We start from the raw sequence: 23,659 nt of genomic DNA on the forward strand, positions 1-23,659 counted from the left end.
GACGCAGGTTCGACCTCAGGCGCGCGATCTCGCGTGATGCCGCTTGACGCGGTTGCGGTTGCCGCAGCCCGCGGCGGTGCACCAGATGCGGTTGTGTCGGGGAGAGGTGTCGAGGTAGACCCAGCCGCACGCGTCGTCGCCGCACTGGCGCGCCGCGCGAAGGTCCGAGGTCAGCAGGTCGTGGGCGAGGTGGGCGATCGCCGCGCGCGGACCGGTGAGGTCGGCGGGCGGATGCCAGTGCCACCGCTCGCCGTCTCGGTGCAGGCTCGAACGGCTCAGGGCGTCGATGTGCTCACGGGCGATGAGGGCGACGGCATCCGGTGACTCTTCGAAGACGGCCTCGTAGACGGCTTCGCGGAGCGCGATGATCGCGGTGTGCTCCGCCGCGGCCGTTTCGGGTGCGGCGGAGGCGAGAGCGCGGAGGGTGTCGGGATCGGCGATCAGATCGATCTCGGCGCACCAATCGAGCACCGCCTCGACGTCCGGCAGGGTGTCGATGGCGCGGGCGTCGTCGAGACGCCAGTGCACCGTGTCGACGAGGTCGAAGGCCGGGTGGCCTCCGACGCGGGGAAACGTCGTCGCGCCCATACCGGACATCCTAATGCGCGAAGAGGTCTTGACGCGTTACCCCCGGGACCGACAGGTTTAACGGATGAACACGGAAACACACATTAGGAAACGGTTGGGCGGCGACTTCCATCGGTTCTGGCTGGCGCAGACGACCTCGGCCGTGGGCAGCCAGGTCGGCGATCTCGCCGTCCCCCTGCTGGCCGTGGTGATCCTGCACGCGACGGCCGCGGAGGCCGGGCTCGTCGGGGTCGCCCGCTGGCTGCCGTTCCTTCTGCTCGCACTCCCCCTCGGCGTGCTGGTCGACCGGCGGCGGCGGCGCCCCGTCCTCGTCGCCGCCGACATCGCGCGCGCGGCCCTCATCGTCGTTCTCGTCGCCGTGGCCGTGACCGGGGCGCTGACCCTCCCCGTGCTGCTGGGGCTCATCTTCGTCATCGGGGCCTTCACCGTCGCATTCGAGGTGGCATACCAGTCGTTCCTGCCCACGGTCGCCGCGCGAGACGACCTCGAGCGGGCCAACGGCCGGTTGCAGGCCACCGCCTCCGCCGCGCAGGTCGGAGGACCGGGCCTGGGCGGCTGGCTCGTGCAGACTCTGACGGCCCCGTGGGCCCTCCTCTCGCAGGCCGTGACCTATGCCGTCTCGGCCGTCGCACTCCTCGGCATCCGTTCATCCGAGTCCGACCCCCTCCCGCAGCGCCGCGGCGCGCTCGCCGAGCTCCGGGAGGGACTGGGGTTCGTGCGACACGATCGCTATCTGGTCTCACTGGTGGGGTTCTCGGCGATCTACAACCTGTTCGCCCAGTGGATCACCGTTCTGCTGCTCGTCCACGCCGTGCGCGAGCTCGGCCTGACCGCGGGGCATCTCGGTCTCGTCTTCAGCCTCGGCGCGGTGGGAGCCGTGGTCGGCGCCGCGGCCGCCCCCGCGAGCGTGCGGCGCTTCGGCGTCGGACCGATGCTCATCGCCTGCGCCGGAGCCGAGAGCCTCGTTCTCGGCGTCATCCCGTTCGTGGATGCCGCGTGGTCGACGCCCGTGATCGTCGCCGCACTCGTGGGCGTCTTCGCCGTCAACGGCGCGGGCACGTCACTGTCGAGCGTGGTGGCTCTCACCCTCCGGCAGCTGCGGACGCCCGACCACCTGCTCGGACGGGTCAACGCGACCGTGCGGTGGATCTCGTACGGCGTCGTCGCGATAGGCGCGGGCCTCGGCGGCCTCGCGGGCGAAGCCCTGGGCACCCGGGCCGGGATCGCGGTGGGGTGCGTCGGGGTGGCGCTCACCGTCGTGTGGGTGGCGGCCTCCCCCCTTCGCACCATCGGCACCACCGCGAGCATCGCCCTGCGCTGACCCGCGGCAGCGCCTCACGGCGTGGCGATCACGGGCTCCGCGGCATCCGGAGTCTTCGTCCGCAGAGACGGGCTCGTGAAGCGCGTGCGGCCGATGACCACGGCGGCGGCGACCATGAGCGCGGCACCCAGCACGTAGGGCGCCGCGTGCGCGACATGGGCGTAGAGGAGCCCGGCGACCAGCGGCGCGACGGTGCCGACGGCGGCGTTGAGGGACTGCGCGGCCCCGGCGATCCAGCCCTGCTCGTCGTCTGCGACGGCGTTGGAGAGCAGGCCATCCATCGTGGCCTGAGCCGCGCCCTGGCCCGCCGCGAGTGTCAGCGCACCCACGACGAACAGCCACGGCTGAGCGATCAGCGACGCGACCACCGCGAGGGCGACCAGCCCGACCGCCTGGGTGACGATGCCGCTGACCACGACACCCCGCTCGCCGATGCGCGGCAGCAGGAAGCCGAGCAGCACGCCCTGGATGGCGATGTCGATGATGCCGACGCACGCGGTCAGCAGGCCGATCGCGGTGGGGCTCCACGAGATCGCATCGAGCGCGAGGACGCTGAAATTGTTCACGAAGAAGCCGAACGGCAGGCCCACCAGGATGAGGCCGATCATGAGGCCCCGCAGCTCGGGCCGCCGGAAGACGCCTCGGAAGACCGCGAAGGGATGAACCGCCCGCAGATCGAGCGAGGTGATGCGCTTGGCGGGCTCGAGGCTCTCGGGCAGCAGGAAGATGCTGAGGACGGCGACCGTCAGGGCGAGGGCCGCGGTGACGAAGACGGGCAGGTCGACGTCGATCGCAGCGAGGGTCCCACCGAGGGCGGGGCCGACCATCGTGCCGATTCCGGCGGTGGCGCCGAGCACGCCGAAGCGGCGAGCGCGCTTGTCGGGCGGGGTGATGTCGGCGAGGTAGGCGAAGAGGGCGGGGAGGTCGCCGGCGGTGAGGCCCTGCACTATGCGGCCGAGCAGCAGCACCCAGATCGCGCCACCGATTCCGAAGAGCAGGAAGCCGAGGGCGGCGCCGAACCCGGCGACGATGATCACCGGTCGACGGCCGAAGCGGTCGGAGATGCGGCCGAGGAACGGCGCGACCAGGAAGGCGCACAGCGCATTGATCGTCTCGAGGATGCCGACCCACACGGCCAGATCCGCGGGACTCGAGACGTAGCGAAGCACGACGAAGGGAAGGACGGGCAGGACGACGGTCATGCCGGCGGTGGTGAGCGTCGTGATGACGACGAGCATGACCCAGGCGCGACGGCCTTGGGTGAGGGGGGCTGAGGTGAAGTCATACCATAACTGTAGTTATACCAGTTTCGGTGTCAATACAGTTTTGGAGCGAGGCCACTAAGATGGACCCATGAGCACGGAACCCGGACGCCGCGAACGCAAGAAGGCCGCCACCCGTAAGGCCATCTCGGACGCCGCGACGATCCTCTTCGTCGAACGCGGCTTCGACGCGGTGAGCATCCGCGAGGTCGCCGAGGCCGCCGACGTGTCCCCCACGACCGTGTTCGCACATTTCCCACAGAAGGAGGCGCTCGTCTTCGACGAGGACGATGCCCAGCGCGACATGCTCGTGGATGCCGTGCGGGACCGCGCACCCGGCGTCTCGGTCTCCGACGCCCTGCGCGACCTCTACCGCCGCGAGCTCATCGGCCTCGCCTTCGACCCCTCGGGCGACCACCGCCGGCAGTTCATGAAACTCATCGACACCACGCCGCCGCTGCGCGAGTACGCCTCACGCATGTGGCTCCGCCACGAAGACGCCCTCGCTCAGGCGATCGCCGAGACCACGGGACGCGACGAGCCCGACGCCGAGGTGCGGGTCTACGCGCGCATGGTTCTCCAGCTGCAGATCCTCGCCTTCGAGCACAATGACGCCGAGGCGACCATCGAGGCCGGCTTCCGCATCCTCGACCGGGGGTGGCGCGAGGAGCACTGAGGGCGCGCGGGACCGCGCCGCGGGCGGTTGCCGCGCATCCACGGGCGACACCGCATCACGCCGAAACGCCGTCCGTACCGAGCGGGACGGGGAGGACCCGCGCCGGATCAGTCGACGGGGAACAAGAGCGACATCTCGTCAGCCACGGCGGCAAGTCGCGCATCGAAGGTGGCGACGGGGACGCGCAGGTGGACCGCCACCGCCAGGACGCACGTGTCGGGCATTTTCAGCGCGTACGTGGCACGCAGACGCGCCAGCAGCAGGGGCTCATCGGGCCCCATCACCGCCACCTCTCCCCCGAGGCTGCGCAGGGCGTCCCACAACTCCCCCTCGCGCCCGACACGCGCGGCGGCGACAAGGGTCTCCGCGACGGTCAGCGAGTGCAGAAGGAAAGGCCCCGACTGCCGGGAGAAGAGAGCCTTCGCCCGGTCATGGTGGGCATCGTCCGGGCTGAACAGGGCGATGACGACCCCGGCATCGAGAACGATCACTCGGGCCAGTCCCCGCGGAGCTCCTGGAGGTACCCGTCGGGATAGACCCCCGCCAGCCGCTGCACCGCCGCGTCCACGGCGGCGCGACGATCAATCGCCTTCAGCGACTCCTCATCCTGGATCGCCTGCCCGCCCCGCACGACCAGGTGCATGAGCAGAGCGCTGGGCGACTCGTCGGGCCATCGGGAACGCGCAATCTCGAGAGCCTGTTCGACCGCGCGCGTGTGCGTCACTTGCGTGCGCGGTCGAGTGGTCGGCATGCGGCGAGTGTACCACCGAGAGGAGGGGGTGTACCACCTCTGCTTCGCTACACACCTCCACTGCTCGCACGCACGACGAGCGCCGCGGGCACCGTCTCGACGACGGGGGCTCCCCCCTCGATCGCGGCGACGAGAGCGGCCACGGCGCGGCGGCCGAGGGCGTCGAAGTCCTGGCGGACGGTGCTGAGCGGCGGGCGGAACTCCGCGGCATCCACGATGTCGTCGAAACCCACCACCGCGATGTCGGAGGGGATGCTCCGGCCCGCGTCGGCCACCGCGCGGAGGACCCCCAGCGCCATCTGATCGTTGGCGACGAACACGGCGGTGGCGGCGTCGAGGGCCGCGGCCGCACGATGACCGGATGCCGAGGTCCAGTCCCCTCGCGCGGGTTCGACGATCGCAGCCCCCGCCTCGGCGAGAGCCTCGCGCCAGCCGCGCTCGCGCTCGGCGGCGGCGAAGGAGCGGGCGGGTCCGGCGACGTGGTGCACGCTCGCGTGGCCGAGAGAAAGAAGGTGCGCGGTGGCGGCGCGGGCCCCGCCTGCATGGTCGGTCTGCACGATCGAGAAGCGCTCGTCGGGCGGCGAGTCCACGACGACGAGGTGCAGGTCGGCGGGGGGTTCGGTGTCGCGCGCGAGCTCGGTCGCCTCGTTCAGCACGACGGCGCCATCGACGCCCTGAGAACGGAGTCGGGCGAAAGCCTCGTGGATGCCGCGTTCTCCGACCGTCACGACGGCCAGGGCGTAGTCGCGAGCGGCGGCGGCCTCGGAGATGGCCTGGAGCATGCGGGAGTTGCCGACCGAGGCGAGGGTCGATACGACGAGTCCGATGGTGGAGGTCTGGCCCGTGCGCAGAGCACGCGCGGCCCGGTGCATGCGGTAGCCGAGGTCGGCCATCGCCTTCTCCACCCGGGCCCGGGTGGCGGGGTCGACGCGGGGACTGCCGTTGGCCACGCGCGACACCGTCTGCGCCGAGACTCCGGCCTCGGCGGCCACGTCGGCCATGGATACGCGCATCACGCCCCCTCATGTTGACGATATCACGACCCAGTTGTAGCGTGTTATCGTGAACACGGACAGCCCCTCCGCGCAGCCCCTGGGCGCCGGCGTCGTCAAGCGCTCGACCCGCCTCGCCGACGGCCGCGAGCTGATGTACTTCGACGACCCGGGCACGACGCTCGGCGCCGAGCGCTCGGTCGACGCCCGCACCCTCGACCCGCGCCCCACCACCGCCACCATGCGGCAGGACGTGCTGACCGGTGACTGGATCACCGTGGCATCCAATCGGCAGAACCGCGCGTTCCTCCCGCCCGCCCACCTCGACCCGCTCTCGCCACAGACGCCGACGAACCCGTCCGAGATTCCCTCGCTCTACGACGTCGCCGTCTTCGAGAACAAGTCGCCCTCGTTCGGGCCCGCCCTCGACACCGCGATCGGCGACGCCCCCGCGGCCGTCGATCCGCCCCGAAGCGACGACGACCTCGAGCACCTCGGTCTCGGCCGCACCCGCACCTCGGTGGGCCGGTGCGAGGTCGTGTGCTTCAGCCCGCAGCACGAGGGGTCGTTCGGCTCGCTCTCGCGGACGCGCGCCCGCACCGTCATCGAGGCGTGGGCGGACCGGACCGCGGCGCTGTCGGCTCTGCCCGGCATCCGTCAGGTGTTCCCGTTCGAGAACCGCGGGCAGGAGATCGGGGTCACCCTCCCCCACCCGCACGGGCAGATCTACGCCTACCCCTACGTGACGCCGCGAACCCACCGCCTGCTCGACACGATCTCGCGCACCTCCGACGACCTGTTCGCCCGCATCCTCGCCTTCGAGCAGGGCGGCGAGCGCGTCGTGCTGCGCGGAGAGCACTGGACGGCGTACGTGCCCTTCGCCGCCCGCTGGCCCATCGAGGTGCACGTGCTGCCGCACCGCCACGTGGCCGATCTGGCCGAGACGACCGACGCCGAGCGCGACGAGCTCGCCCCCTTCTACCTGCGGCTGCTGCGCGGCATCGACGCGCTGTACGACACCCCCACGCCCTACATCGCGGCCTGGCACCAGGCGCCGGTCGGACGCGGACGCGAGGCCGTGCGCCTCAACCTGCAGATCACCTCGCCCCGGCGCGCCGCCGACAAGCTGAAGTACCTCGCCGGATCCGAGGCCGCCATGGGCGCCTGGATCGGCGACGTGACCCCCGAGTCGCAGGCCGAACGCCTGCGCGCCGCCATCGACACCGTTCCGGAGGTGACGGCATGACCGCCGTCGACGATGCCCGCTCCCTGCTCACCACGCTGACCGAGGCCCCGCTGGAGGGAGTGTGGTCGGCCCCGGGCCGCGCCAACCTCATCGGCGAGCACACCGATTACAACGAGGGCTTCGTCTTCCCCTTCGCGATCGCGCAGCGCACCGCGGCCGCCGTCGCCCTGCGCGACGACGACCTGATCCGGGTGCGCTCGACCTTCTCCCCCGACGCCGTGGAGGTCTCGCTCGCCGGGCTCGATGCGGCGATCGCCGCCGGCGGCCTCGACTGGGCGGGCTACCCGCTGGGCGTGGCGTGGGCGTTGCGTCGAGCGGCTCCGGATGCCGAGCCCCGGGGCGTCGACATCGCCCTGGCCTCGGATGTGCCCGTGGGGGCGGGCCTGTCGTCGTCGGCTGCGATCGAGGGCGCCGTGGCATCCGCCCTCAACGACGTGTGGAGCGCCGGTCTGGACAAGGTCGCCCTGGCCCGGGTCGGCCGCGTCGCCGAGAACGACGCCGTGGGCGCCCCGACCGGGATCATGGACCAGATGGCCTCGATGCTGGGCGTCGCGGATGCGGCCACCTTCCTCGACTGCCGCTCGCTCGACACGCGTGCGGTGCCCCTCGGCTTCGCCGACGCCGGCCTGTCGATCCTCGTTACCGACACGCTCGTCGAGCACGCGCACTCCACGGGCGGATACCGCGAACGCCGCGACGCGTGCGAGCGGGGTGCCGCGGCCTTCGGCGTCTCATCCCTGCGCGACCTCACCGTCGACGACCTTCCGCGCGCCGAGGAGATCCTCGATGACGTCACCTTCCGACGCGTGCGTCACGTGATCACCGAGAACCAGCGGGTGCTCGACACGGTCGCCGCCCTCGACGCCGACGGGCCCTCCGCGATCGGCGACCTGCTCGTCGCCTCGCACGCCTCGATGCGCGACGACTTCGAGATCTCGGTCCCCGAGCTCGATCTCGCCGTCGAGACGACTCTCGCCGCGGGCGCGCTCGGTGCGCGCATGACCGGCGGAGGCTTCGGTGGGGCGGCCATCGCGCTGATCCCCACCGGACTCGTCCCGTCGGCGACGGCCGCGCTGCGCGCCGCGTTCGCGGCATCCGGCTTCCGCGCTCCGAACCTCTTCACGGTCACCCCGTCGGAGGGGGCGCGGCGCGACGCCTGACGCTCCGGCGGTTTCGGCCGCGACGTCGGGAACCGCGCGCGACCCGCGACGGGCTTGCCCAGCTCGCCCCGCAACGGGCCCGCCCCGCTCGCTTCCCACGCATAAACGCGATCCACACGTATAAACGCGCTCTGCTCGCGTTTCCGCGCGCCGATCGCGTTTATGCGTGGGTCGAGGTGCCCGCCGGCCGCGACTTCGCGCGACGCGTGCCGCACGGGCGGGACATCGCCGCTTCGCGAGGGCAGGATGAGGGCATGGATGCCGCTCCGCTCGCGCACACGTCGAAGGGTGACGTCCGCGGGTTTCGGCGCGGCGCCACCGCCGTCTTCCTCGGCATCCCGTTCGCCCGGCCGCCCATCGGGGCGCTGCGCTTCGCCGCTCCGGTCCCGCTCGAGCCCTGGGGAGGCGAGCGAGACGCCACGGCCTACGGGCCGACCGCGCAACGGGGCGACACGGGCATCACGCTGATCCCCGAACCGAGCGTGCCGGGAGATGCGACCCTCAACGTCAACGTCTTCGCACCGTCGGATACGGATCCGGATGCCGCCCTCCCCGTGCTCGTGTGGATCCACGGCGGCGGCTTCACCTCGGGCTCTCCCGCGAGCCGCTGGTACGACGGAGACGCGTTCGCGCGCGACGGGGTCATCACCGTGGTGATCTCGTACCGGATCGGCTTCGACGGGTTCGGCCTCATCGACGGTGCCCCCACCAACAGGGGCCTGCGCGACCAGATCGCCGCCCTCGAGTGGGTGCGCGACGAGATCCGCGCGTTCGGCGGCGATCCGTCCCGGGTGACGGTGGCGGGGCAGTCGGCGGGCGGCGGGTCGGTGCTCGCGCTGATGACGAGCCCGATGGCATCCGGACTCTTCTCCGCGGCGATGGCCGTCTCTCCGGCGGTCGGTGCCGTCTCGCGGCAGGCCGCGGGGGCGTTCGCCGCTCGTGTCGCCGCCCGTGCGGGCGTCCGCGCCGACCGCGCGGGCTTCGCCTCGGTACCCGAGGAGGTCATCGCGGCAGCCCAGAGGCGTGCCCTGGCGCCGCACCTCGTCCGGGCGCTCTCGTCGCTCGCAACGCTGCTCGACGACGGTCTGCCGCTCGGACCGGTCGTCGACGGAGACGTGCTGCCGCGGCATCCGCTCGACGCCCTCTCGGACGGCGCCTCGTCCGACGTCCCGCTCGTGATCGGGTCGACCGACGACGAGTTCACGGCGCTCACCTCGCGTTACTCCGGCGCGCTCCGGGTGGTACCGGTTCCGCTGGCTCTGGCCGCGCTCGGGCTCCGTCGCTCGCGACGGCGGGCCTACCTCGACCGCACTCGTCGGCGCGGACCCGCGGCCGTCATCGGTGGCTTCTTCACCGACCGCGTCATCCGATCGACCGTGCTGAAGACGGCCCGGGCGCGCGGCGCGGCAGCGACCTGGCTGTACCGCTTCGCCTGGGCCTCGCCCGTGCGGTCCATCGGCGTCGCGTGCCACTGCCTCGACGTCCCGTTCTGGTTCGACCACCTCGACGCCGACGGGGTGGCCACGATCGCGGGCACCCCTCCGGTCGACCTGGCCACGCGGATGCACGCCGCCGCGGTCTCTTTCGCGCGGGACCGGGACCCGGGGTGGCCGACCTGGGATGCCACGACCCGGCGCGCGCGGGTGTTCGACGCCCCGGCATCCGTCCCCGTCGTCGAGACCGACGCGTACGCCGACGTCGCGCCGCTGGTCTGACCGCTCGGCGCGGCGCTGGTCTGCGCGCTCCGTCCGGGGAGCGGGGCGCACGAAAATCGGATACACGCAGCAGAATCGGATGCCACCTACCCGTGGATCCGATTTCGGTGCGGTGATCCGATTCCGGTGCGTCGACCCGCATCCGTCACTGCCCGCACGGCCCGCGGCGAGGGCCGGGCCCCGGCGCCTGGCGCGCGGCTCGGGCGCGGCCCACGGCCCGGGGACGCCCGGCGATCGCGCACCCGGTGCCGCCCAAGGGACAGCAGAAGACGCAGCCAACGCCGAGGTCGCGCCGCCGGTCTGGGCGCTCCGCGCGCGTCACTACGGTGCAGAATCGGACAACCGCACCGAAATCGGATGCCGAACACCCGGTGATCCGATTCCGGTGCGGTGATCCTATTTCGGTGCGTCGCCCCGATCCGTGACGACCCGCGCGGGACGCCCGGGGATCAGAGGTGCGGGATGACCTCGCGTTCGAAGAGCGAGATGCCGGAGGTGTCGTAGGCAGCCTCGGGGAAGTAGTGGATCGCGTAGCCGAGGCCGTGGGCGGCGCGTTCGCGCAGACGCTCGACGATCTGCTCGGGCGTGCCGAAGGCGTCGGACGAGCGGTAGTCGGCCTCGATGGCATCCGCCCGCTCATCGCCCACGTGCGGGCGCAGGCGCGCGACAACCGCGGCGAGACGGTCGGAAGCCTCGGCCTCGGTCTCGCCGACGATCGTGTTGAAGTTCGTCGAGCGGGTGATCTGCGACGCGTCGCGACCGAGGGTCTCGCAGTGCCCGCGCAGGACCTCGGATTTGTGGTCGAACTCCTCGAGCGAGCCGCCGAAGTTCGTGTACGAGGCGTACTTCGCCGCGATCTTGAGCGTGACCTTCTCGCCGCCGCCGGCGATCCAGAGCGGGATGCCGCCGGGCTGGAGCGGCTTCGGCTGCACGATCGCCCCGTCGACCTCGTAGTACTTCCCCGACAGGGTCGCCTCACCCGTGGTCCACGCCTGGTGCATGATCTCGACGCCCTCGCGCAGGCGCCCGAGACGCTCGGCGATGGGCGGGAAGCCGTACCCGTAGGCCTTCCACTCGTGCTCGTACCAACCGCCGCCGATGCCCATCTCGGCGCGACCGCCTGAGATCGCGTCGACCGTGGCCGCGACCTTCGCGAGGTACGCCGGGTTGCGGTAGCCCATGCAGGTGCACATCTGACCGAGGCGGACACGGTCGGTGGCGGCGGCGAAGGCGGCCATGAGCGTCCACGCCTCGTGGGTGGCCTCGGTGCTGGGAACCGGCGTGGTGTGGAAGTGGTCGTAGACCCAGAGCGAGGTCCAGGGACCGTCGTCGGCGCTCTGCGCGAGCGAGTTCATCACGCGCCAGTGCTCGGCGGGGTCGATGCCCACGAGGTCGAAGCGCCAGCCCTGCGGAACGAAGATGCCGAAGTCCATGGGCTCACCCTAGGCGGGGGTACCGACATCGCGGGCCGTTCGTCCGGAACCCGCCGGGCCGGGCCGTGTTCCGTCGCGCGGAACCACCGCCCGACACACCACCGACACCAAGCCACCGACGGCGTGCCGACCCCGGACTCCGCACGACGGTACGGCCCCGCGCGCCCAGCGACGGGTCAGCCGGTGAACGGCTCCAGGCGCCCCCGCATCACGGCCACGGCGTCGGCGTTGTCGTCGATGAGCACCGAGTGCCGGCCCAGGGGGGCGGCGACGGCGCCGAGGGTGCCGCTTCCGGCGAACATGTCGAGCACCCTGTCGCCGGGACGTGAAGACGCCTGCACCATCCGGCGCAGGACCCCCTCGGGCTTCTGCGTCGGGTAGCCCGTCTTCTCGCGGCCCGTGGTCGGCACGATCGTGTGCCACCACACGTCGGTGGGCATCTTGCCGCGCGCGGCCTTCTCGGCGGTGACGAGCCCCGGGGCCATGTACGGCTCTCGGTCCACGGCATCCGAGTCGAAGAAGTACTTCGCGGGGTTCTTGACGTACACCAGGATCGTCTCGTGCTTGGTGGGCCAGCGCCGCTTGGTCTTCGCGCCGTAGTCGTACGCCCAGATCAGCTCGTTGAGGAACTTGTCGCGCCCGAACAGCGCGTCGCACATGACCTTCGCGTAGTGGACCTCGCGGTAGTCCAGGTGCAGGTACAGGGTGCCGTCGTCGGCGAGCAGGCGCCACGCCTCGACGAGCCGCGGCTCGAGGAAGCCCCAGTAGTCGTCGAAACGGTCGTCGTAGGTGCGCAGATCCCCCCGCAGGCGCGCGTACTCGCGCCCGTGGAAGCCGCGCTGGACGACCGGGGGCGGGGGCGGCTCCTCTTCGGGGAAGTCGAGCATGTTCGGATCGTCGAGGGATGCCGCGGCCTCGGGGGCAGCGGCATCCGGGGCCTCGTCCACGGGCGCCTTTCGCGTCGCCGATTCCACGGCCTTGGAGCGGGTGCGTCCGGTGTTGAAGGGCGGATCGAGGTAGACGAGCGCGAACGACCCGTCGGGGTAGTTCGGGGTGACGCGGAGGTTGTCGGCGTGGTGGATCTCGACGCCGCCCGGTGCGGGCGCGTCGGCGGGGGTCGCGGCGCTCACGGGACGCGCTGCAGCCACGCGTCGGTGGCGAACTTCGAGTCGACGAGAGCCTGGGCCTCGGCGTACTCCTCGGCGCTGATGTGCCCGGGGGTCGCCCCGTACAGCGTCGTGAAGGTCTGGATGAAGCGCTCGATGACCTCTGCCCGCGGAAGACCGGTCTGGCTGCGCAGTGGGTCGACGCGCTTGGCGGCCGACACGGTGCCCTTGTCGCTGAGCTTCTCGCGGCCGATGCGCAGCACCTCGGTGAGCACCTGGCCGTCCATGTCGTAGCTGAGGGTCGCGTGGTGCAGCACGCCGCCGTTGGCGAGGCGCTTCTGGGCGGCGCCGCCGATCTTGCCGTGGGGGCCCGCGATGTCGTTGAGCGGCTGGTACACCGCGTCGATGCCGAGCGAACGCAGCGCCTGCAGCACCCAGTCGTCGAGGAACGCGTACGAGTCGGCGAAGGTCATGCCGGCGACAAGGGATGCCGGGACGTACAGCGAGTAGGTCACGATCGAGTTGGCGGCCATCATCATCGCGCCACCGCCCGAGATGCGGCGGACGATGTCGAAGCCGTGCTTCTCGGCACCGGCCGGGTCGACCTCGTTGCGCAGGGACTGGAACGAGCCGATGACCACGGCGCTCTCGTCCCACTCCCACAGGCGCAGCGTGGGCTTGCGCAGCCCCGCGCCCACGCGGGTGGTGAGCACCTCGTCGAGGGCGAGGTTCATGCGGGGCGAGACGGGCTCGTCGTGCACGACCTCCCACTCGAAGTCGGCCCAACCGGGAGCGGTCACCAGCGCGCGGCGGATCGCGGTCGCGACCGACTCGGGGGTGAACCCGAGCAGCTGCGCTCCCTCGGGGAGGGCCGCGCGGATCGCCGCGGCGATCGTGGGGACGTCGGACTCCACCGGCAGGCCGTTCACGGCGGCGTCGATGTCGTCGAGGGCGTCGTCGGGCTCGAGGAAGAAGTCGCCCGCGAGGTGGAAGCCGTGGATGCGGCCCTCGCGCTCTTCGAGGTCGACGACGACCAGTTTTCCCCCGGGGACCTTGTACTCGCCGTGCATGGCTCCAGCCTACGGCGGCGAGGCCGGGCGCGCGGCGGCGGGGAACGCGAGACAGCATCTCGCCGACGAGACGGTGTCAGGACGACACCGAGTTGTCAGCGAGATGCGGTCTCGAGGCTCCGAAGGGGCGCGGGCGACGCGAACGGAGCCGACCCCGCGCCCGGCCACCAGTTCGCGCGGCCGAGGAGCGTCATCAGGGCGGGAAGAAGCAGCCCGCGCACGACCGTGACGTCGAGGATCACGGCCACGACCATCCCCACCCCGATCTCTTTCATCGCCACGAGCTCGCCGAACGCGAAGCCGAGGAAGACGATGCAGATGGCCACGGCGGCCAGCGTCACGACCGGACCCGTGCGGGCGATGCCGTGGCGCACGGCCTCGGCGTTCGCGGAGCGCGGGTCGGCGAAGAGGTCGCGCGCGCGCCAGTGTTCGGTGATGCGGGCGAGCAGGAACACCTCGTAGTCCATGGTCAGGCCGAAGGCGAGGAGTCCGATGAGCAGCGGCGTGGTGACGTCGAGGGTGCCGGTCGGCTCGAACCCGAGCAGCGGCGCACCCCAGCCCCACCCGAAGACGGCGGTGAGCACACCGAGGGTCGAGGCCACGGTGAGACCGGCCAGCACGAGCGCCTTCACCGGCACGATGACGGAGCGCGTGAGGGCGAACAGCAGCGCGAAGCTCGCGGCGGCGACGATGGCGAGCGCCCCCGGTAGGCGCGAGGCCAGGTGCTCGCGCGTGTCGATGAGCGAGGCGGCGGGACCCGTGACCGCGAGCGGAACCGGGGAGTCCAGGCCGCGCACGGCGTGCACGAGGCTCTGCGCCGCGGCTCCCGTCGCACTGTCGCCGGTTGGTGTGAAGGCGACCGCGGTGATCTCGGGCGGCAGGCCCTGGACCACGTCGGCGTCGGCGACCTCGGGCAGGGCGGCGATCCGGTCGAGGACGCCGGTGACGGCGGCATCCTGGACCGATCCGTCGAGCACGACCGTGACGGGCTCGATCCCGAACCCGGTGAAGCCGGTCGTCGTCGCCTCGTACGCCCGTCGCTCCTCGGCCGCCGCGGGCAGGGAACGGATGTCGGAGTCGTCGAGGGCGAGGGATGCCGCGGGGGCGGCGAGCAGCAGCATCAGCGCCGCCGCGACGACGGCGACGACGCCCGGGCCCCGCTGAGCGATCCGCGTCGAGCGGGCGAGCACGCCCTCGCGCGCGACGCGACCGGCCCAGGGGCGCGCCCAGGTGCGCACGCCGGCGGAGGGGAGGGCGCGGTGCAGGAACGAGAGCGAGGCGGGAACGAGGGTGAGGCCCGCGAGGGTCGAGATGACGACGACCACGGCGCCGCCGAGCGCCATGCCCGACAACAGCGGGTCTCCGAGCACCAGGATGCCGACGAGGGCCACCGTCACGGCGAGACCCGACACGAGCACCGCACGACCCGCACCGGCGACGGTGCGGGCGATGAGCTCGTCGAGGGGGACGGTGGGGTCGGCGGTGCGCTCCTCGCGGAGGCGCAGCACCACCAGGAGGCTGTAGTCGACCGCGAGGCCGAGACCCAGGATCGTGACGACGTTGACCGCGAACTCGTTGACGTCGACGACGCGGGCGAGCAGGCCCAGGGCCGCCAGCGTCGGGGCGATCGCGGCGAGGGCGGTGACCACGGGGATCATCGCGATGCGCAGTGACCCGAGCGCGAGGGTGAGCAGGACGACGAGGACGAGGATCGCGACGCCCTCGCCGAGGGCGGCGTCGGTGGTGGCGCGCTCGACGAAAGCCTCTTCGGCCAGCAGGGGGCCGCCGACGAGCTCCTCGGGAGCGTCGATTCCGTGCAGCAGGTCGGAGACGGCGGATGCCGTGGCGACGGCCTCGTCGCCGCTGAGGCCCCGGGCGAGTTCGACGACGACTAGCGACGAGCGGCCGTCGTCGCCGATCGCTCCGCCGGAAGTGTAGGCATCGGAGACCTCGGCGACGCCCGGCAGGGCCCGGATGGACGACATCGCGGCGGTCGCGCTGTCGCGCAGCGTCGGGGAGAAGAAGTCCTCTCCGCGGAGGACGGCGGTGACGATCTCGCCCTCGGGGTCGAGGGCGTCGAGACGTTCGCTCGCGCGCAGCGACTCGCTCCCGGCGGGGGCGTCGGCGACCGAGACCGTGCGGTCGAAAACGTCGCCGGCGAGGGCACCGCCGCCGACGACCAGCACGGCCCACACGAGCAGGACGAATAGGCGGTGCCGGCTGACGCGGCGACCGAGGGAGTACAGCATGGGGAACCTCTGGGACATGAGGGAGCGCCCCCGGCGACGGACGCGAGTCCGCCGCCGAGGGCGCCAGGGGGATCAGCCGCAGCTCTTGGCCGCGTACGAGGCCGTGGCCTCGCCGGTGCGACCGTCGCCGGTCGCCGACACCGTCGCTTCGCCGGCGGGGACCGAGACGGCACGGGTGGTGAAGGTGTGGAACACCGTCGCCCCGGGCTGGACGGCGGGGATGACCCGCTCGCCCCACGCGGTCGTGAGGGTCACGTCGACGGGCACCGTGTCGGTGTTGGTCGCGCGGACGGTCAGCGTCGCCTTCTTCGCCATGCAACGGACCTCGGCGGAGGCCGTCACCGCGAGGGGTGCCGGTTCGTCGATGTCCTTGACCCGGACGTTGCGGTACGACACCGCTTCGCCCCCGCCGTGGTTCTGCAGGCCGATGAAGCCCTGCGAGAGGTCACGCGCCGGATCGGTGCTGGTGAAGTCGTTCACCAGCGTGCCGTTGAGGTAGATCTTTATGGTCTGCCCCTTCACGACGATCTCGTACGCGTTCCACGAACCGACGGGCTTCAGCGAAGCCTCGACCGCCGCGGCATCCGCACCCTGGAAGGTGTAGATCGCACCGGTGGTGCGGTCGGCGGCGTCGGTGGCGTCGATCTGGATCTCGTAGCCCTGGTTGACCGCGACCCACGGGTCGTTCTTCGGGTCGGGGAACCCGACGAAGACGCCACCGTTGTGATCGGCGATGAGCTTCCAGTCCAGCTTGAGGCTGTACTCGTTCAGCTCCTGCGCCTGGTGCCAGAGCAGACCCATGCCGCCCTCGCCGCGGATGCTGCAGTCGTTCTGACGACCGAAGCCCCCGGGCCCCGCCATACGCCACCCGGCGTTCAGGCTCTCGAGAGTGCCGTCGAACAGCGAGCGGTACCCGTCCTCGACCTGCGCCGGAGCGCAGATGTCGGCGGTGCCGATCGACAGGACGTCGACGTTGATGTTGCCCTTGTTGCCCGACTCGTACTTCAGCGCGATCGTGTTCGCCCCGGCGACCAGCGGCATGTCGCGAGTGATCGTGGCCCAGGTCTTCCAGTCACCGGTGGAGGGGAAGTCCCACTTACCGAGGTTCTGACCGTTGACGTACAGGTTCACGTCCTTCGTGCCGGGAGCGGGGTTCGGCCCGTTGGAGTAGCGCACGTTGACCGGGACGGTGCCCGCGGCCTCGGCGTTCACCGTGAACTCGAACGCGGAACCGGCCTGCCACAGGCCACCGGCGAAACCGGCACCCGAGTAGCCGCTGTGCTCGGCGTCGAACTTCGCACCGCCGATCAGGCGGGCCTCCTCGGCCTCGTACCAGCCCTGGTCGGCCGGCGAGACGTAGCCCGGCAGGGAGTTGAGCGTGTACCAGGCCTCGGTGCTCCACAGCGTGTCGCCACTGGCGGCGGCGAAGGGCTGCGGGGAGCGAAGGTGCACGACGCGGCCCTGCTTGAGACCGTCGAAGGTCACCGTGACCGTCTTGCGGTCGGCGGATGCCGTGGCGCTCGTCAGCGAGAGGATCTCTTCGTCGACCTTGGGACCGCCGTAGGTGGAGGTCGGCAGGTAGCGCCACTGCTCGGCGCGATAGGCCGTGGCGAGGTTCGCCACCGTCTCGTCGGACAGGGGCTGGGTGTACTCGATCTCGAAACCGCCCTCGACGACCTTCATCGAGGTCATGTCGAAGGTGTTCTGCGTGCTCTTCGGGACGAGCTTCTGCAGGCCGTAGGTAAGCTTGCCCGCCTCGCCCCAGTTGCCGCCCTCACCCGTGCCGCCGATGTAGAGCGACTTGTCGGGGCCCTCGATGACGCGGTTCACGCCGACCTCGAAGCCCGCGGAGTGGCGGAACACCGCCCCCTGGAACTCGCCGTCGACCTTCTCGAGGAAGGCACGCTGCAGGCCGCCGTAAGTGACGTCGCCGAACATCATCTGGCCGGCGAAGGGCCCGTCCTTCAGCAGGATGGGCGTGCTCGGCGAGTTGCCGATCTCGTTCTGCGGGATCCACACCACCGGCGGGGTCACCGGGTTGGCGTCGAAGGGCCCGGCGGGGTTCGTGTAGTGGTTGAAGAACCGGTCCTGCTTGATGTTGACGAGCTTGTTCGCCGGCAACCAGGCACCCTGGTTGTCCATCGCGAACAGTTCGTTCTCGGGGCCGAAGGCGACGCCGTTGGGCGTGCGCAGCCCCCCGGCCACGTAGCTGATCGCGCCGGTGGCGCGGTCGATCTTCACGGAGGTGCCGCGGTTCTTCGCGGGCTGCGGGTTGGTGGTGGCCCCGCCGTTGTCGATCGCGACCGAGAGGTTGACGTAGAAGTTGGCCTCGTCGTGGATCAGGCCGAAGGCGAACTCGTGGAAGTTGTTGCCCGAGGGGTACTCCGCGACCTTGCGCTTCGTCTCGTACGAGCCGTCGCCGTTCGTGTCGCTGAGCTCGGTGAGCTGGTAGCGCTCCGAGACGTAGATCTTGTCGTCGACGACGTCGATGCCCATGGGGTTGAGCAGACCGCCGGCCGCCTCGACGACGGTGACGTCCTCGGGGCCGTCGGCCGCCTGGGCGCCCTTCAGCACGAAGACCTTGCCGGGGGTGGAGGTGTCCCAGCCGCCGGAGTTGACCGAACCGGTGGTCAGCACGGCGAGGTCGCCGTTGCCGAGGAAGGCCAGACCCGAGACCTTCGGGTTGAAGCCCTCGGGGCGCAGGTTCACGAGCGTGTAGTTGGGGTTCACGGCATCCAGGCGTAGACCGTCTCCGGCGGAGTCGGTGCTGCCCTCGCAGTACTTCGTTCCGGGGGCGGTGACGCGCACGACGCCCGCCTCGGTGCTGAGGACGTCGTTCGGGATGACGGTGAAGCTCGACGAGCCCGGGGTCTTCCACTCCACGGTGAGCTGTTGGCCGTTGGTGGCCTCGAACATCTCGACGAAGAGGGAGTGGACGCCCACGTCGAGCGTGACCGTGCCTTCGACACCCTCGGGTCCGTGCAGGCCGTCGTTGTCGATCAGCTGCTTCTCGTCGAGGGTGAGGCGGGAGCCGTCGTCGCTCGTCACGCGGAAGACGTAGTCGCCCGGGGTGCTGATGGTGAGGTTGGCCAGGGCGTGCGTGATGAAGTTGTCGCCCGCCCCGAACTGCTCGTCGGTGCTCCAGTCGATCGTCGACATGAGCTTGTCGACATTGGGGGTCTGACCCGACTTGAGGGTGCAGAGCTCGGTGAGGGGCGGGGTGGAGTAGGTGCGAAGCGTCACACCCGGTTCTTGCTTGGGCAGGTCCGCCGGCGTATTGACGGCGGGGGCGACGGCGGCACCGGCGGGCAGGATCGCTCCTGTGGCCACGAGTGCTCCGCCCAGGAGACCGGCCGCGAGGGTTCTCGCGACGCGGGTGCTGCGCCGGCGGGGGCCGGACAAGACAGCGGGTACGGGCATCATTGCTCCTTCGGATCAGCGGCGGGGGCGGCGGCGACCGCTCGGACCGCGCAGGTCGCCCTCGACCGTGGTCACTGTAGGAGTCTTTTGTCGATTCGTCTACAAAACCTGACTAATTTGTGCGAAGAACTGCTGAGTCGCGAGGTTGCGCACGACCGTTCACGCACGTCGGCATCCGCGGGACACTTCAAATTGCCCGATGAGGCCCGTTTACGCGCACCAACACAGCCGTCCAGACACTGTGCAACTTTTGCTTGACGACCTGCGTAAGCCGCACTACTGTCACAACGAACCCGCAGAACCGACCCGTGACAGCGCCGCCACGAGGCTCCCCGGAGTCCGCCGCACCCCGCTCGAAACGACGGCCCCCTCGTTCACCGATCGGCCGCACGCCGGTCGTCCCGACCACCCGCCGGCGCCCGCCGACGACTCCACCCCTCGCGGTGGAAGAACGGAGCACCCATGTCCCCCACTTCCCGTCGCGGCCTGTCGGCCCGCATCGGAGTCGCCGCCCTCGGCGTCGGCATCCTGGCCGCCGCGGGCGGCGGCAGCGCCTTCGCCGCCGACGAAGACACCGTCGACGTACAGGTCGAGATCGCCCCCGCGGCCGAGCCCGGGGTGCTCGCCCTCACCGTCGCCGGCGACTCCACCAAGCTCACCGAGGGAGAGGCATCCGGGACCGACCGCACCTTCACGGGCACCCTGCCGACGGTCACCGTCACGGACACCCGCCTGCCCGAGAACGTCGACCCCGAGGCGTACTGGTACGTCATGGGCGCCATCAGCGACTTCGCCGGTGACACCGGCCAGCCGGCCATCTCGTCGGCCGACAGCTTCGGCTGGTACCCCACCATCGTCGCGGGCGACAGCAGCCTCGTCGCGCCCGGCGACGACGTCGACCCGGGCATCGGCGGCTTCGTCGACGCCGAACTGCTCGCCAACGCCGACACCTCCGCCGCCGCCGCGGGCGGGTCGTACTCGGCCTCGGCGGGCCTGCTGCTGCAGACCCCCGCCACGGTCGCACCCGGCGCCTACTCGGCCACCATCACCCTGACCCTCCTCGAGGGGTGAGCGCGGCGATGAGGGCGACGGTCGCGCGGGGAGGGGCCGCCACCCTGGCGGTCCTCTTCGCCGCCGCGGCCGCGCTCGTCTCGGCGCCTCCCGCCGCGGCGGACGACGCCGCCGACTCGGCGGTCACATGGTCGGTGACCCCGGCCTCGGCCGAGGGGCCGGACGGCCGACGCGTCATGCAGATCGAACTCGATCCCGGCCAGCGAACGACCGAGCACCTCGCGGTGAAGAACTTCAGCGAGCGCGAGGCGACCTTCACCCTCAGCGCGGCGGACGGGTACTACACCGAGACCGGGCGCTTCACCATGCTCCCCGCCGACCGCACCTCCGTCGATGCGGGCACCTGGATCACGGTCGAACCGTCGGTCACCCTTGCCCCCAACGAGACGCGGGTCATCGCGTTCGAGATCGCCGTCCCACAGAACGCCACCCCGGGCGATCACGCGGCCGGGGTCTCGGCATCCGTTCGATCCACCTCCGCGGGGACGGATGGAACGAAGGTAGGCGTCGACAGCCGGGTCGGCTTCCGCGTCTCGACCCGCGTCACGGGCGAACTCGCGCCCGCCGTGGGCATCGGCGAGGTGCGCGCGGAGTACACGCCGTCGTGGAACCTCTTCGCCCCGGGTTCGATCGCGTACTCGTACACGGCGGAGAACACCGGCAACACCGCCCTCGCCGTCACCGACGCGATCGACGGAACCACCGGTGAGCGCGGCGTGCTGCTTCCCGGCGAGTCGCGTCGCGTGCAGACCGAGGCGCAGCCCGCGTGGCCGACCTTCGTGGTGAGCAGAGACGTGACGGTGGATGCCGCGGTGCCCGACTCGACGCTCGCCGCCACGCCCGTGACGCAGAGCATCACCGTCTGGGCCGTGCCGTGGCTGCACCTCGCGGCGGCGATCGGGCTCGCGCTCATCGTCGCGGCCGTCGCCTCGGGTCGTCGTCGCTCGCGTCGCCGGCTCGACGACCTCGTGGCACGCGCGCGCGAAGAGGGTCGGCGCGAGGCGGTGACGCTCTCGTGAACGACGTCGTGTTCCTGAGCGCGGCGGTCGCCGACGACGGCGTCGGCGTGACCGTCGAGATCACCCCTCTGCCGACGGCCACCTGCACCGTGGACTGCTCCCCTCCGCCCGGCGCGGGCCCGGGATCCCCGGGCGGCGGGCTCGCCATGACCGGCGGCGATGTCGCCTCGATCCTGCTCGGCGCAGCGCTCGTGGCCGCGGGCATCACGGCGACGGTATGGGCGCGGTGGCGTCGACCGAGGCCCGACCGGAGCTGACCGACTCCCCGCTGACACCGCCGTTCACTGCTTCACGCGAACGGCGGTGTCGGCGTTCGATCGCCTGACCCGCGTACGACGCGGCGATGATGAGCGCGGCGCCGATCAGCCCGGGGGCGCCGACCGCCTCGCCGCCGATGGCGACGCCCACGGCGAGCGCCCACACGGGTTCGGTGCCCATGAGGATGCTCGCGCGGGTCGCCGAGGTGCGCCGCACCGCCCACAACTGCACCACGAAGGCGAAGACCGAGCACAGCAGCCCGAGGAAGAGCACGTCGATCCATCCGGATGCCGAGAGCCCGGCGGCCGCACGCGGCAGGTCGGCGCCGGCCACGGCCGACGAGGCGAGGGCGCACACGAGCAGCTGGACGAAGACGACGGCGAGGGTGCTGTCGTGTCGGCCGCGGGTGAGGTGCCCGCTCGCGGTGACGTGCACGGCGCGGACGACCGCTGCGGCGATGACGAGAGCGTCGCCCAGGTTGGGGGCACGGAGGCCGCCGTCCGAGACGAGCAGCGCGACGCCGACCACCGCGGCCACGGCCGCGACGAAGTACGACCGCGGGAGCCACGAGCGCGCGGCGAGGCTCTCGAGCACCGGGGTGAAGACGAGGGCGAGACTGATGAGCAGACCCGCGTTCGTCGCCGAGGTCAGGTGCACGCCCGCGGTCTCGAGCCCGATGATCGCCGCCTGCGAGCAGCCGAGCAGAGCGGCGATCGCGAGGCCCCGGCCACGCGGCATCCGTTCCCGCCTCAGCAGACACAGGATGCCGAGGGCGATCGCGGCCACGAGGAAGCGCAGGGCCACGCCGGAGGCGACGCCGGTCTCGGCCACCAGCTCCTTCGCGGCGAGGAAGCTGGCACCCCAGACCGCGGCGACCGCGACGAGGAGGAGGTCGACGACGATTTCGGGGGTGCGGCGGGCCATACCCCTACCGTCGCCCGCTCCAGACGGAAGATCAACGGGCACCTTCTTCACCGTGACGTAAGTTCTTCCTTATGGATGTCACCCACCTGCGCCTGCTGCGCGAACTCCGCGACCGCGGGAGCGTGGCGGCCGTGGCGGCGTCGCTGCACGTCTCGGCGTCGGCGGTGTCGCAGCAGCTGTCCGCGCTCCAGGCGCACGTGCCCGTTCCGCTGACCACCCGGCGCGGGCGCACCCTCGCCCTCACGCCCGCCGGAGAGGCTCTCGCGGCGGCCGGGGCGCGGGTCGACGAGGCTTTGGTCTCGGCGCGAGAGGCCGTGGGGGCCTTCCTCGACACGAGCGACCGCCCGGTGCGCGTCTCGGCCTTCCACAGCGCCGCGCTCGCGCTCTTCGGCCCCCTCCTGCGCGAACTCGACGGCACGCCGCCGCTGCACCTCGCCGACGCCGACGTGGCTCACCGCGACTTTCCGGGACTGACCGCCGACCACGACATCGTCGTGGCACACCGCCTCGCGCACGACGAACCGTGGCCCGCGGACCGCGTGGTCACGGTGCCGCTGCTCGAGGAGCCGCTCGACATCGCCCTGCCGGCCGAGCACCCGCTCGCCCGACGCGACGAACTGCGTGCGGCCGACCTCGTCGACGAGAGGTGGGTGTCGGTGCACCCCGGATTCCCCCTCGCCGGGGTGCTCGACCACCTCGCCGCGCACGTGGGGCGTCCCCTCGACGTCGCCCACCGCATCAACGAGTTCTCGGTGACGGCCGAGGTCGTGCGCGCCGGCGCGGCGATCGCCGTCATGCCGCGCACCACGACGACACCCCTCGCCGTCGACGGGCTGGTGCTGCGACCGCTCGTCGACCTCACCCTCGTGCGCCACGTGGACGCGCTGGCGCGGCCCGACGCGCTCGCCTACGCCGCGGTGCGGCGCGTGCTGTCGGCGCTGCGCACCGTGTCGACGCGGGCGTCGGCGCGCATCTCGGGCGTCGACACCGTCTAATCCGTGGAGCGCGGTGCGGCGGGTGGCCCCGGTCGACGCGAGCTGCTCAGCGTGTCGGCGGCGGATCCGCGACGACCGCCGTGGACCGGGGCTCGGGGTGCACCGGCGCGACCGCGTGGTCGAGCGGCACCGCGTCGTCGTCCTTCATCGCCTTCAGCTCGCCCTTGAACAGCCGGGCCGATTTCCCGACGCTCTGAGCGAGGGCCGGCAGCTTGGCCGCGCCGAACAAGAGGACGATCACCGCGAGAACGATCAGCAGATGCCATCCGGTCAGTCCATGGAGCATGGGGCCTCCTCGGCCGTGCCGGCCTCTTCGCCGACGGGTGGGGGTCGGCGCGAGAGGCGCCGTACGGCGATGCTAGCCCGCGACGGAAGCGAACCACAAGACTCGCGTTGAGCGCCC

The 23,659-nt window shown here is 71.6% G+C and carries 21 protein-coding genes; 9 read left to right on the forward strand and 12 right to left on the reverse strand.

The genetic code is table 11. The annotated features are described in order from the left end of the window. Positions 1 to 15: 15 nt before the first annotated feature. Entirely contained in the window at positions 16 to 588 is a 573-nt protein-coding gene (locus J2X55_RS00340) for a CGNR zinc finger domain-containing protein (protein ID WP_309821385.1), read from the reverse strand. Between the two features lie 64 nt (positions 589 to 652). Here J2X55_RS00340 and J2X55_RS00345 point away from each other — a divergent pair, with 64 nt between their 5' ends. After that, positions 653 to 1,909 (forward strand): MFS transporter, encoded by a 1,257-nt coding sequence (locus J2X55_RS00345; protein ID WP_309821386.1) that lies wholly within the window; start codon positions 653 to 655, stop codon positions 1,907 to 1,909. A gap of 14 nt (positions 1,910 to 1,923) precedes the next feature. On the opposite strand, the gene J2X55_RS00350 is transcribed toward J2X55_RS00345, so the two are convergent. After that, positions 1,924 to 3,147, reverse strand: a complete 1,224-nt coding sequence (locus J2X55_RS00350; RefSeq protein WP_309821388.1) for an MFS transporter — start codon at positions 3,145 to 3,147, stop codon at positions 1,924 to 1,926. Between the two features lie 115 nt (positions 3,148 to 3,262). Here J2X55_RS00350 and J2X55_RS00355 point away from each other — a divergent pair, with 115 nt between their 5' ends. Further along, positions 3,263 to 3,847 (forward strand): TetR family transcriptional regulator, encoded by a 585-nt coding sequence (locus J2X55_RS00355; protein WP_309821390.1) that lies wholly within the window; start codon positions 3,263 to 3,265, stop codon positions 3,845 to 3,847. 107 nt (positions 3,848 to 3,954) lie between these two features. Here the strand turns inward: J2X55_RS00355 and J2X55_RS00360 are convergent, their stop codons facing one another. The 3 genes from J2X55_RS00360 to J2X55_RS00370 are packed head-to-tail and all read right to left on the reverse strand — an operon-like array spanning position 3,955 to position 5,611. Beyond that, on the reverse strand, positions 3,955 to 4,338 hold the full coding sequence (locus J2X55_RS00360) for a PIN domain-containing protein (protein ID WP_309821391.1): 384 nt from the start codon (positions 4,336 to 4,338) through the stop codon (positions 3,955 to 3,957). After that, entirely contained in the window at positions 4,335 to 4,598 is a 264-nt protein-coding gene (locus J2X55_RS00365) for a hypothetical protein (protein ID WP_309821393.1), read from the reverse strand. Before J2X55_RS00365 ends, J2X55_RS00360 begins: the two co-directional genes overlap by 4 nt. Positions 4,599 to 4,645: 47 nt before the next feature. Continuing rightward, positions 4,646 to 5,611, reverse strand: a complete 966-nt coding sequence (locus J2X55_RS00370) for a LacI family DNA-binding transcriptional regulator (protein ID WP_309821395.1) — start codon at positions 5,609 to 5,611, stop codon at positions 4,646 to 4,648. A gap of 49 nt (positions 5,612 to 5,660) precedes the next feature. Here J2X55_RS00370 and galT point away from each other — a divergent pair, with 49 nt between their 5' ends. The 3 genes from galT to J2X55_RS00385 all read left to right on the forward strand — a co-directional run bounded on the left by galT (position 5,661) and on the right by J2X55_RS00385 (position 9,711). Further along, positions 5,661 to 6,836, forward strand: a complete 1,176-nt coding sequence (gene galT, locus J2X55_RS00375) for a galactose-1-phosphate uridylyltransferase (RefSeq protein WP_396653231.1) — start codon at positions 5,661 to 5,663, stop codon at positions 6,834 to 6,836. Then, complete coding sequence (gene galK, locus J2X55_RS00380; RefSeq protein ID WP_309821399.1) at positions 6,833 to 7,996, forward strand: galactokinase; 1,164 nt, start codon at positions 6,833 to 6,835, stop codon at positions 7,994 to 7,996. The genes galT and galK overlap by 4 nt, the downstream gene beginning before the upstream one ends. 254 nt (positions 7,997 to 8,250) lie before the next feature. After that, positions 8,251 to 9,711: a carboxylesterase family protein gene (locus J2X55_RS00385; protein WP_309821400.1), complete on the forward strand. Its 1,461-nt coding sequence runs from the start codon at positions 8,251 to 8,253 to the stop codon at positions 9,709 to 9,711. 449 nt (positions 9,712 to 10,160) lie between these two features. Here the strand turns inward: J2X55_RS00385 and J2X55_RS00390 are convergent, their stop codons facing one another. The 5 genes from J2X55_RS00390 to J2X55_RS00410 form a co-directional block, all read right to left on the reverse strand. Next, entirely contained in the window at positions 10,161 to 11,144 is a 984-nt protein-coding gene (locus J2X55_RS00390; RefSeq protein WP_309821402.1) for an LLM class F420-dependent oxidoreductase, read from the reverse strand. 176 nt (positions 11,145 to 11,320) lie between these two features. Beyond that, positions 11,321 to 12,274: a site-specific DNA-methyltransferase gene (locus tag J2X55_RS00395; protein ID WP_309821404.1), complete on the reverse strand. Its 954-nt coding sequence runs from the start codon at positions 12,272 to 12,274 to the stop codon at positions 11,321 to 11,323. Then, positions 12,271 to 13,320 (reverse strand): biotin/lipoate A/B protein ligase family protein, encoded by a 1,050-nt coding sequence (locus J2X55_RS00400; RefSeq protein WP_115917092.1) that lies wholly within the window; start codon positions 13,318 to 13,320, stop codon positions 12,271 to 12,273. Before J2X55_RS00400 ends, J2X55_RS00395 begins: the two co-directional genes overlap by 4 nt. Positions 13,321 to 13,415: 95 nt before the next feature. Beyond that, entirely contained in the window at positions 13,416 to 15,569 is a 2,154-nt protein-coding gene (locus J2X55_RS00405) for an MMPL family transporter (RefSeq protein ID WP_309821407.1), read from the reverse strand. 72 nt (positions 15,570 to 15,641) lie between these two features. After that, entirely contained in the window at positions 15,642 to 18,989 is a 3,348-nt protein-coding gene (locus tag J2X55_RS00410; protein WP_115917555.1) for a family 16 glycoside hydrolase, read from the reverse strand. 462 nt (positions 18,990 to 19,451) lie between these two features. On the opposite strand from J2X55_RS00410, the gene J2X55_RS00415 reads away from it, so the two are divergent. The 3 genes from J2X55_RS00415 to J2X55_RS00425 are packed head-to-tail and all read left to right on the forward strand — an operon-like array spanning position 19,452 to position 21,336. Continuing rightward, positions 19,452 to 20,060 carry a hypothetical protein gene (locus tag J2X55_RS00415; protein ID WP_309821409.1) on the forward strand — a complete coding sequence of 203 codons (609 nt, stop codon included), beginning with the start codon at positions 19,452 to 19,454 and terminating at the stop codon, positions 20,058 to 20,060. Positions 20,061 to 20,068: 8 nt separating this feature from the next. After that, a complete protein-coding gene (locus tag J2X55_RS00420; RefSeq protein WP_115917551.1) occupies positions 20,069 to 21,079 on the forward strand; it encodes a WxL protein peptidoglycan domain-containing protein in 1,011 nt (336 codons plus the stop codon). Next, on the forward strand, positions 21,076 to 21,336 hold the full coding sequence (locus tag J2X55_RS00425) for a hypothetical protein (protein ID WP_309821412.1): 261 nt from the start codon (positions 21,076 to 21,078) through the stop codon (positions 21,334 to 21,336). Before J2X55_RS00420 ends, J2X55_RS00425 begins: the two co-directional genes overlap by 4 nt. Here J2X55_RS00425 and J2X55_RS00430 read toward each other — a convergent pair. Continuing rightward, complete coding sequence (locus J2X55_RS00430) at positions 21,284 to 22,261, reverse strand: DMT family transporter (RefSeq protein ID WP_309821414.1); 978 nt, start codon at positions 22,259 to 22,261, stop codon at positions 21,284 to 21,286. The genes J2X55_RS00425 and J2X55_RS00430 overlap by 53 nt on opposite strands. 71 nt (positions 22,262 to 22,332) lie before the next feature. Here J2X55_RS00430 and J2X55_RS00435 point away from each other — a divergent pair, with 71 nt between their 5' ends. Next, positions 22,333 to 23,256 carry a LysR family transcriptional regulator gene (locus J2X55_RS00435; RefSeq protein ID WP_309821416.1) on the forward strand — a complete coding sequence of 308 codons (924 nt, stop codon included), beginning with the start codon at positions 22,333 to 22,335 and terminating at the stop codon, positions 23,254 to 23,256. Positions 23,257 to 23,302: 46 nt separating this feature from the next. On the opposite strand, the gene J2X55_RS00440 is transcribed toward J2X55_RS00435, so the two are convergent. After that, positions 23,303 to 23,542, reverse strand: a complete 240-nt coding sequence (locus tag J2X55_RS00440) for a Sec-independent protein translocase subunit TatA (RefSeq protein ID WP_115917083.1) — start codon at positions 23,540 to 23,542, stop codon at positions 23,303 to 23,305. Positions 23,543 to 23,659: the final 117 nt, after the last annotated feature.

It is taken from the genome of Microbacterium sp. 1154 (assembly GCF_031455375.1).
Taxonomy (GTDB): Bacteria; Actinomycetota; Actinomycetes; order Actinomycetales; family Microbacteriaceae; genus Microbacterium.

What these genes read in the sequence shown, in the direction of transcription:
- J2X55_RS00340 (WP_309821385.1), bottom strand. Translation starts at nt 588, where the DNA reads ATGGGCGCGACGACGTTTCCCCGCGTCGGAGGCCACCCGGCCTTCGAC.
- J2X55_RS00345 (WP_309821386.1), top strand. Translation starts at nt 653, where the DNA reads ATGAACACGGAAACACACATTAGGAAACGGTTGGGCGGCGACTTCCAT.
- J2X55_RS00350 (WP_309821388.1), bottom strand. Translation starts at nt 3,147, where the DNA reads ATGCTCGTCGTCATCACGACGCTCACCACCGCCGGCATGACCGTCGTC.
- J2X55_RS00355 (WP_309821390.1), top strand. Translation starts at nt 3,263, where the DNA reads ATGAGCACGGAACCCGGACGCCGCGAACGCAAGAAGGCCGCCACCCGT.
- J2X55_RS00365 (WP_309821393.1), bottom strand. Translation starts at nt 4,598, where the DNA reads ATGCCGACCACTCGACCGCGCACGCAAGTGACGCACACGCGCGCGGTC.
- J2X55_RS00370 (WP_309821395.1), bottom strand. Translation starts at nt 5,611, where the DNA reads ATGCGCGTATCCATGGCCGACGTGGCCGCCGAGGCCGGAGTCTCGGCG.
- galK (WP_309821399.1), top strand. Translation starts at nt 6,833, where the DNA reads ATGACCGCCGTCGACGATGCCCGCTCCCTGCTCACCACGCTGACCGAG.
- J2X55_RS00385 (WP_309821400.1), top strand. Translation starts at nt 8,251, where the DNA reads ATGGATGCCGCTCCGCTCGCGCACACGTCGAAGGGTGACGTCCGCGGG.
- J2X55_RS00390 (WP_309821402.1), bottom strand. Translation starts at nt 11,144, where the DNA reads ATGGACTTCGGCATCTTCGTTCCGCAGGGCTGGCGCTTCGACCTCGTG.
- J2X55_RS00400 (WP_115917092.1), bottom strand. Translation starts at nt 13,320, where the DNA reads ATGCACGGCGAGTACAAGGTCCCCGGGGGAAAACTGGTCGTCGTCGAC.
- J2X55_RS00405 (WP_309821407.1), bottom strand. Translation starts at nt 15,569, where the DNA reads ATGCTGTACTCCCTCGGTCGCCGCGTCAGCCGGCACCGCCTATTCGTC.
- J2X55_RS00410 (WP_115917555.1), bottom strand. Translation starts at nt 18,989, where the DNA reads ATGCCCGTACCCGCTGTCTTGTCCGGCCCCCGCCGGCGCAGCACCCGC.
- J2X55_RS00415 (WP_309821409.1), top strand. Translation starts at nt 19,452, where the DNA reads ATGTCCCCCACTTCCCGTCGCGGCCTGTCGGCCCGCATCGGAGTCGCC.
- J2X55_RS00420 (WP_115917551.1), top strand. Translation starts at nt 20,069, where the DNA reads ATGAGGGCGACGGTCGCGCGGGGAGGGGCCGCCACCCTGGCGGTCCTC.
- J2X55_RS00430 (WP_309821414.1), bottom strand. Translation starts at nt 22,261, where the DNA reads ATGGCCCGCCGCACCCCCGAAATCGTCGTCGACCTCCTCCTCGTCGCG.
- J2X55_RS00435 (WP_309821416.1), top strand. Translation starts at nt 22,333, where the DNA reads ATGGATGTCACCCACCTGCGCCTGCTGCGCGAACTCCGCGACCGCGGG.
- J2X55_RS00440 (WP_115917083.1), bottom strand. Translation starts at nt 23,542, where the DNA reads ATGCTCCATGGACTGACCGGATGGCATCTGCTGATCGTTCTCGCGGTG.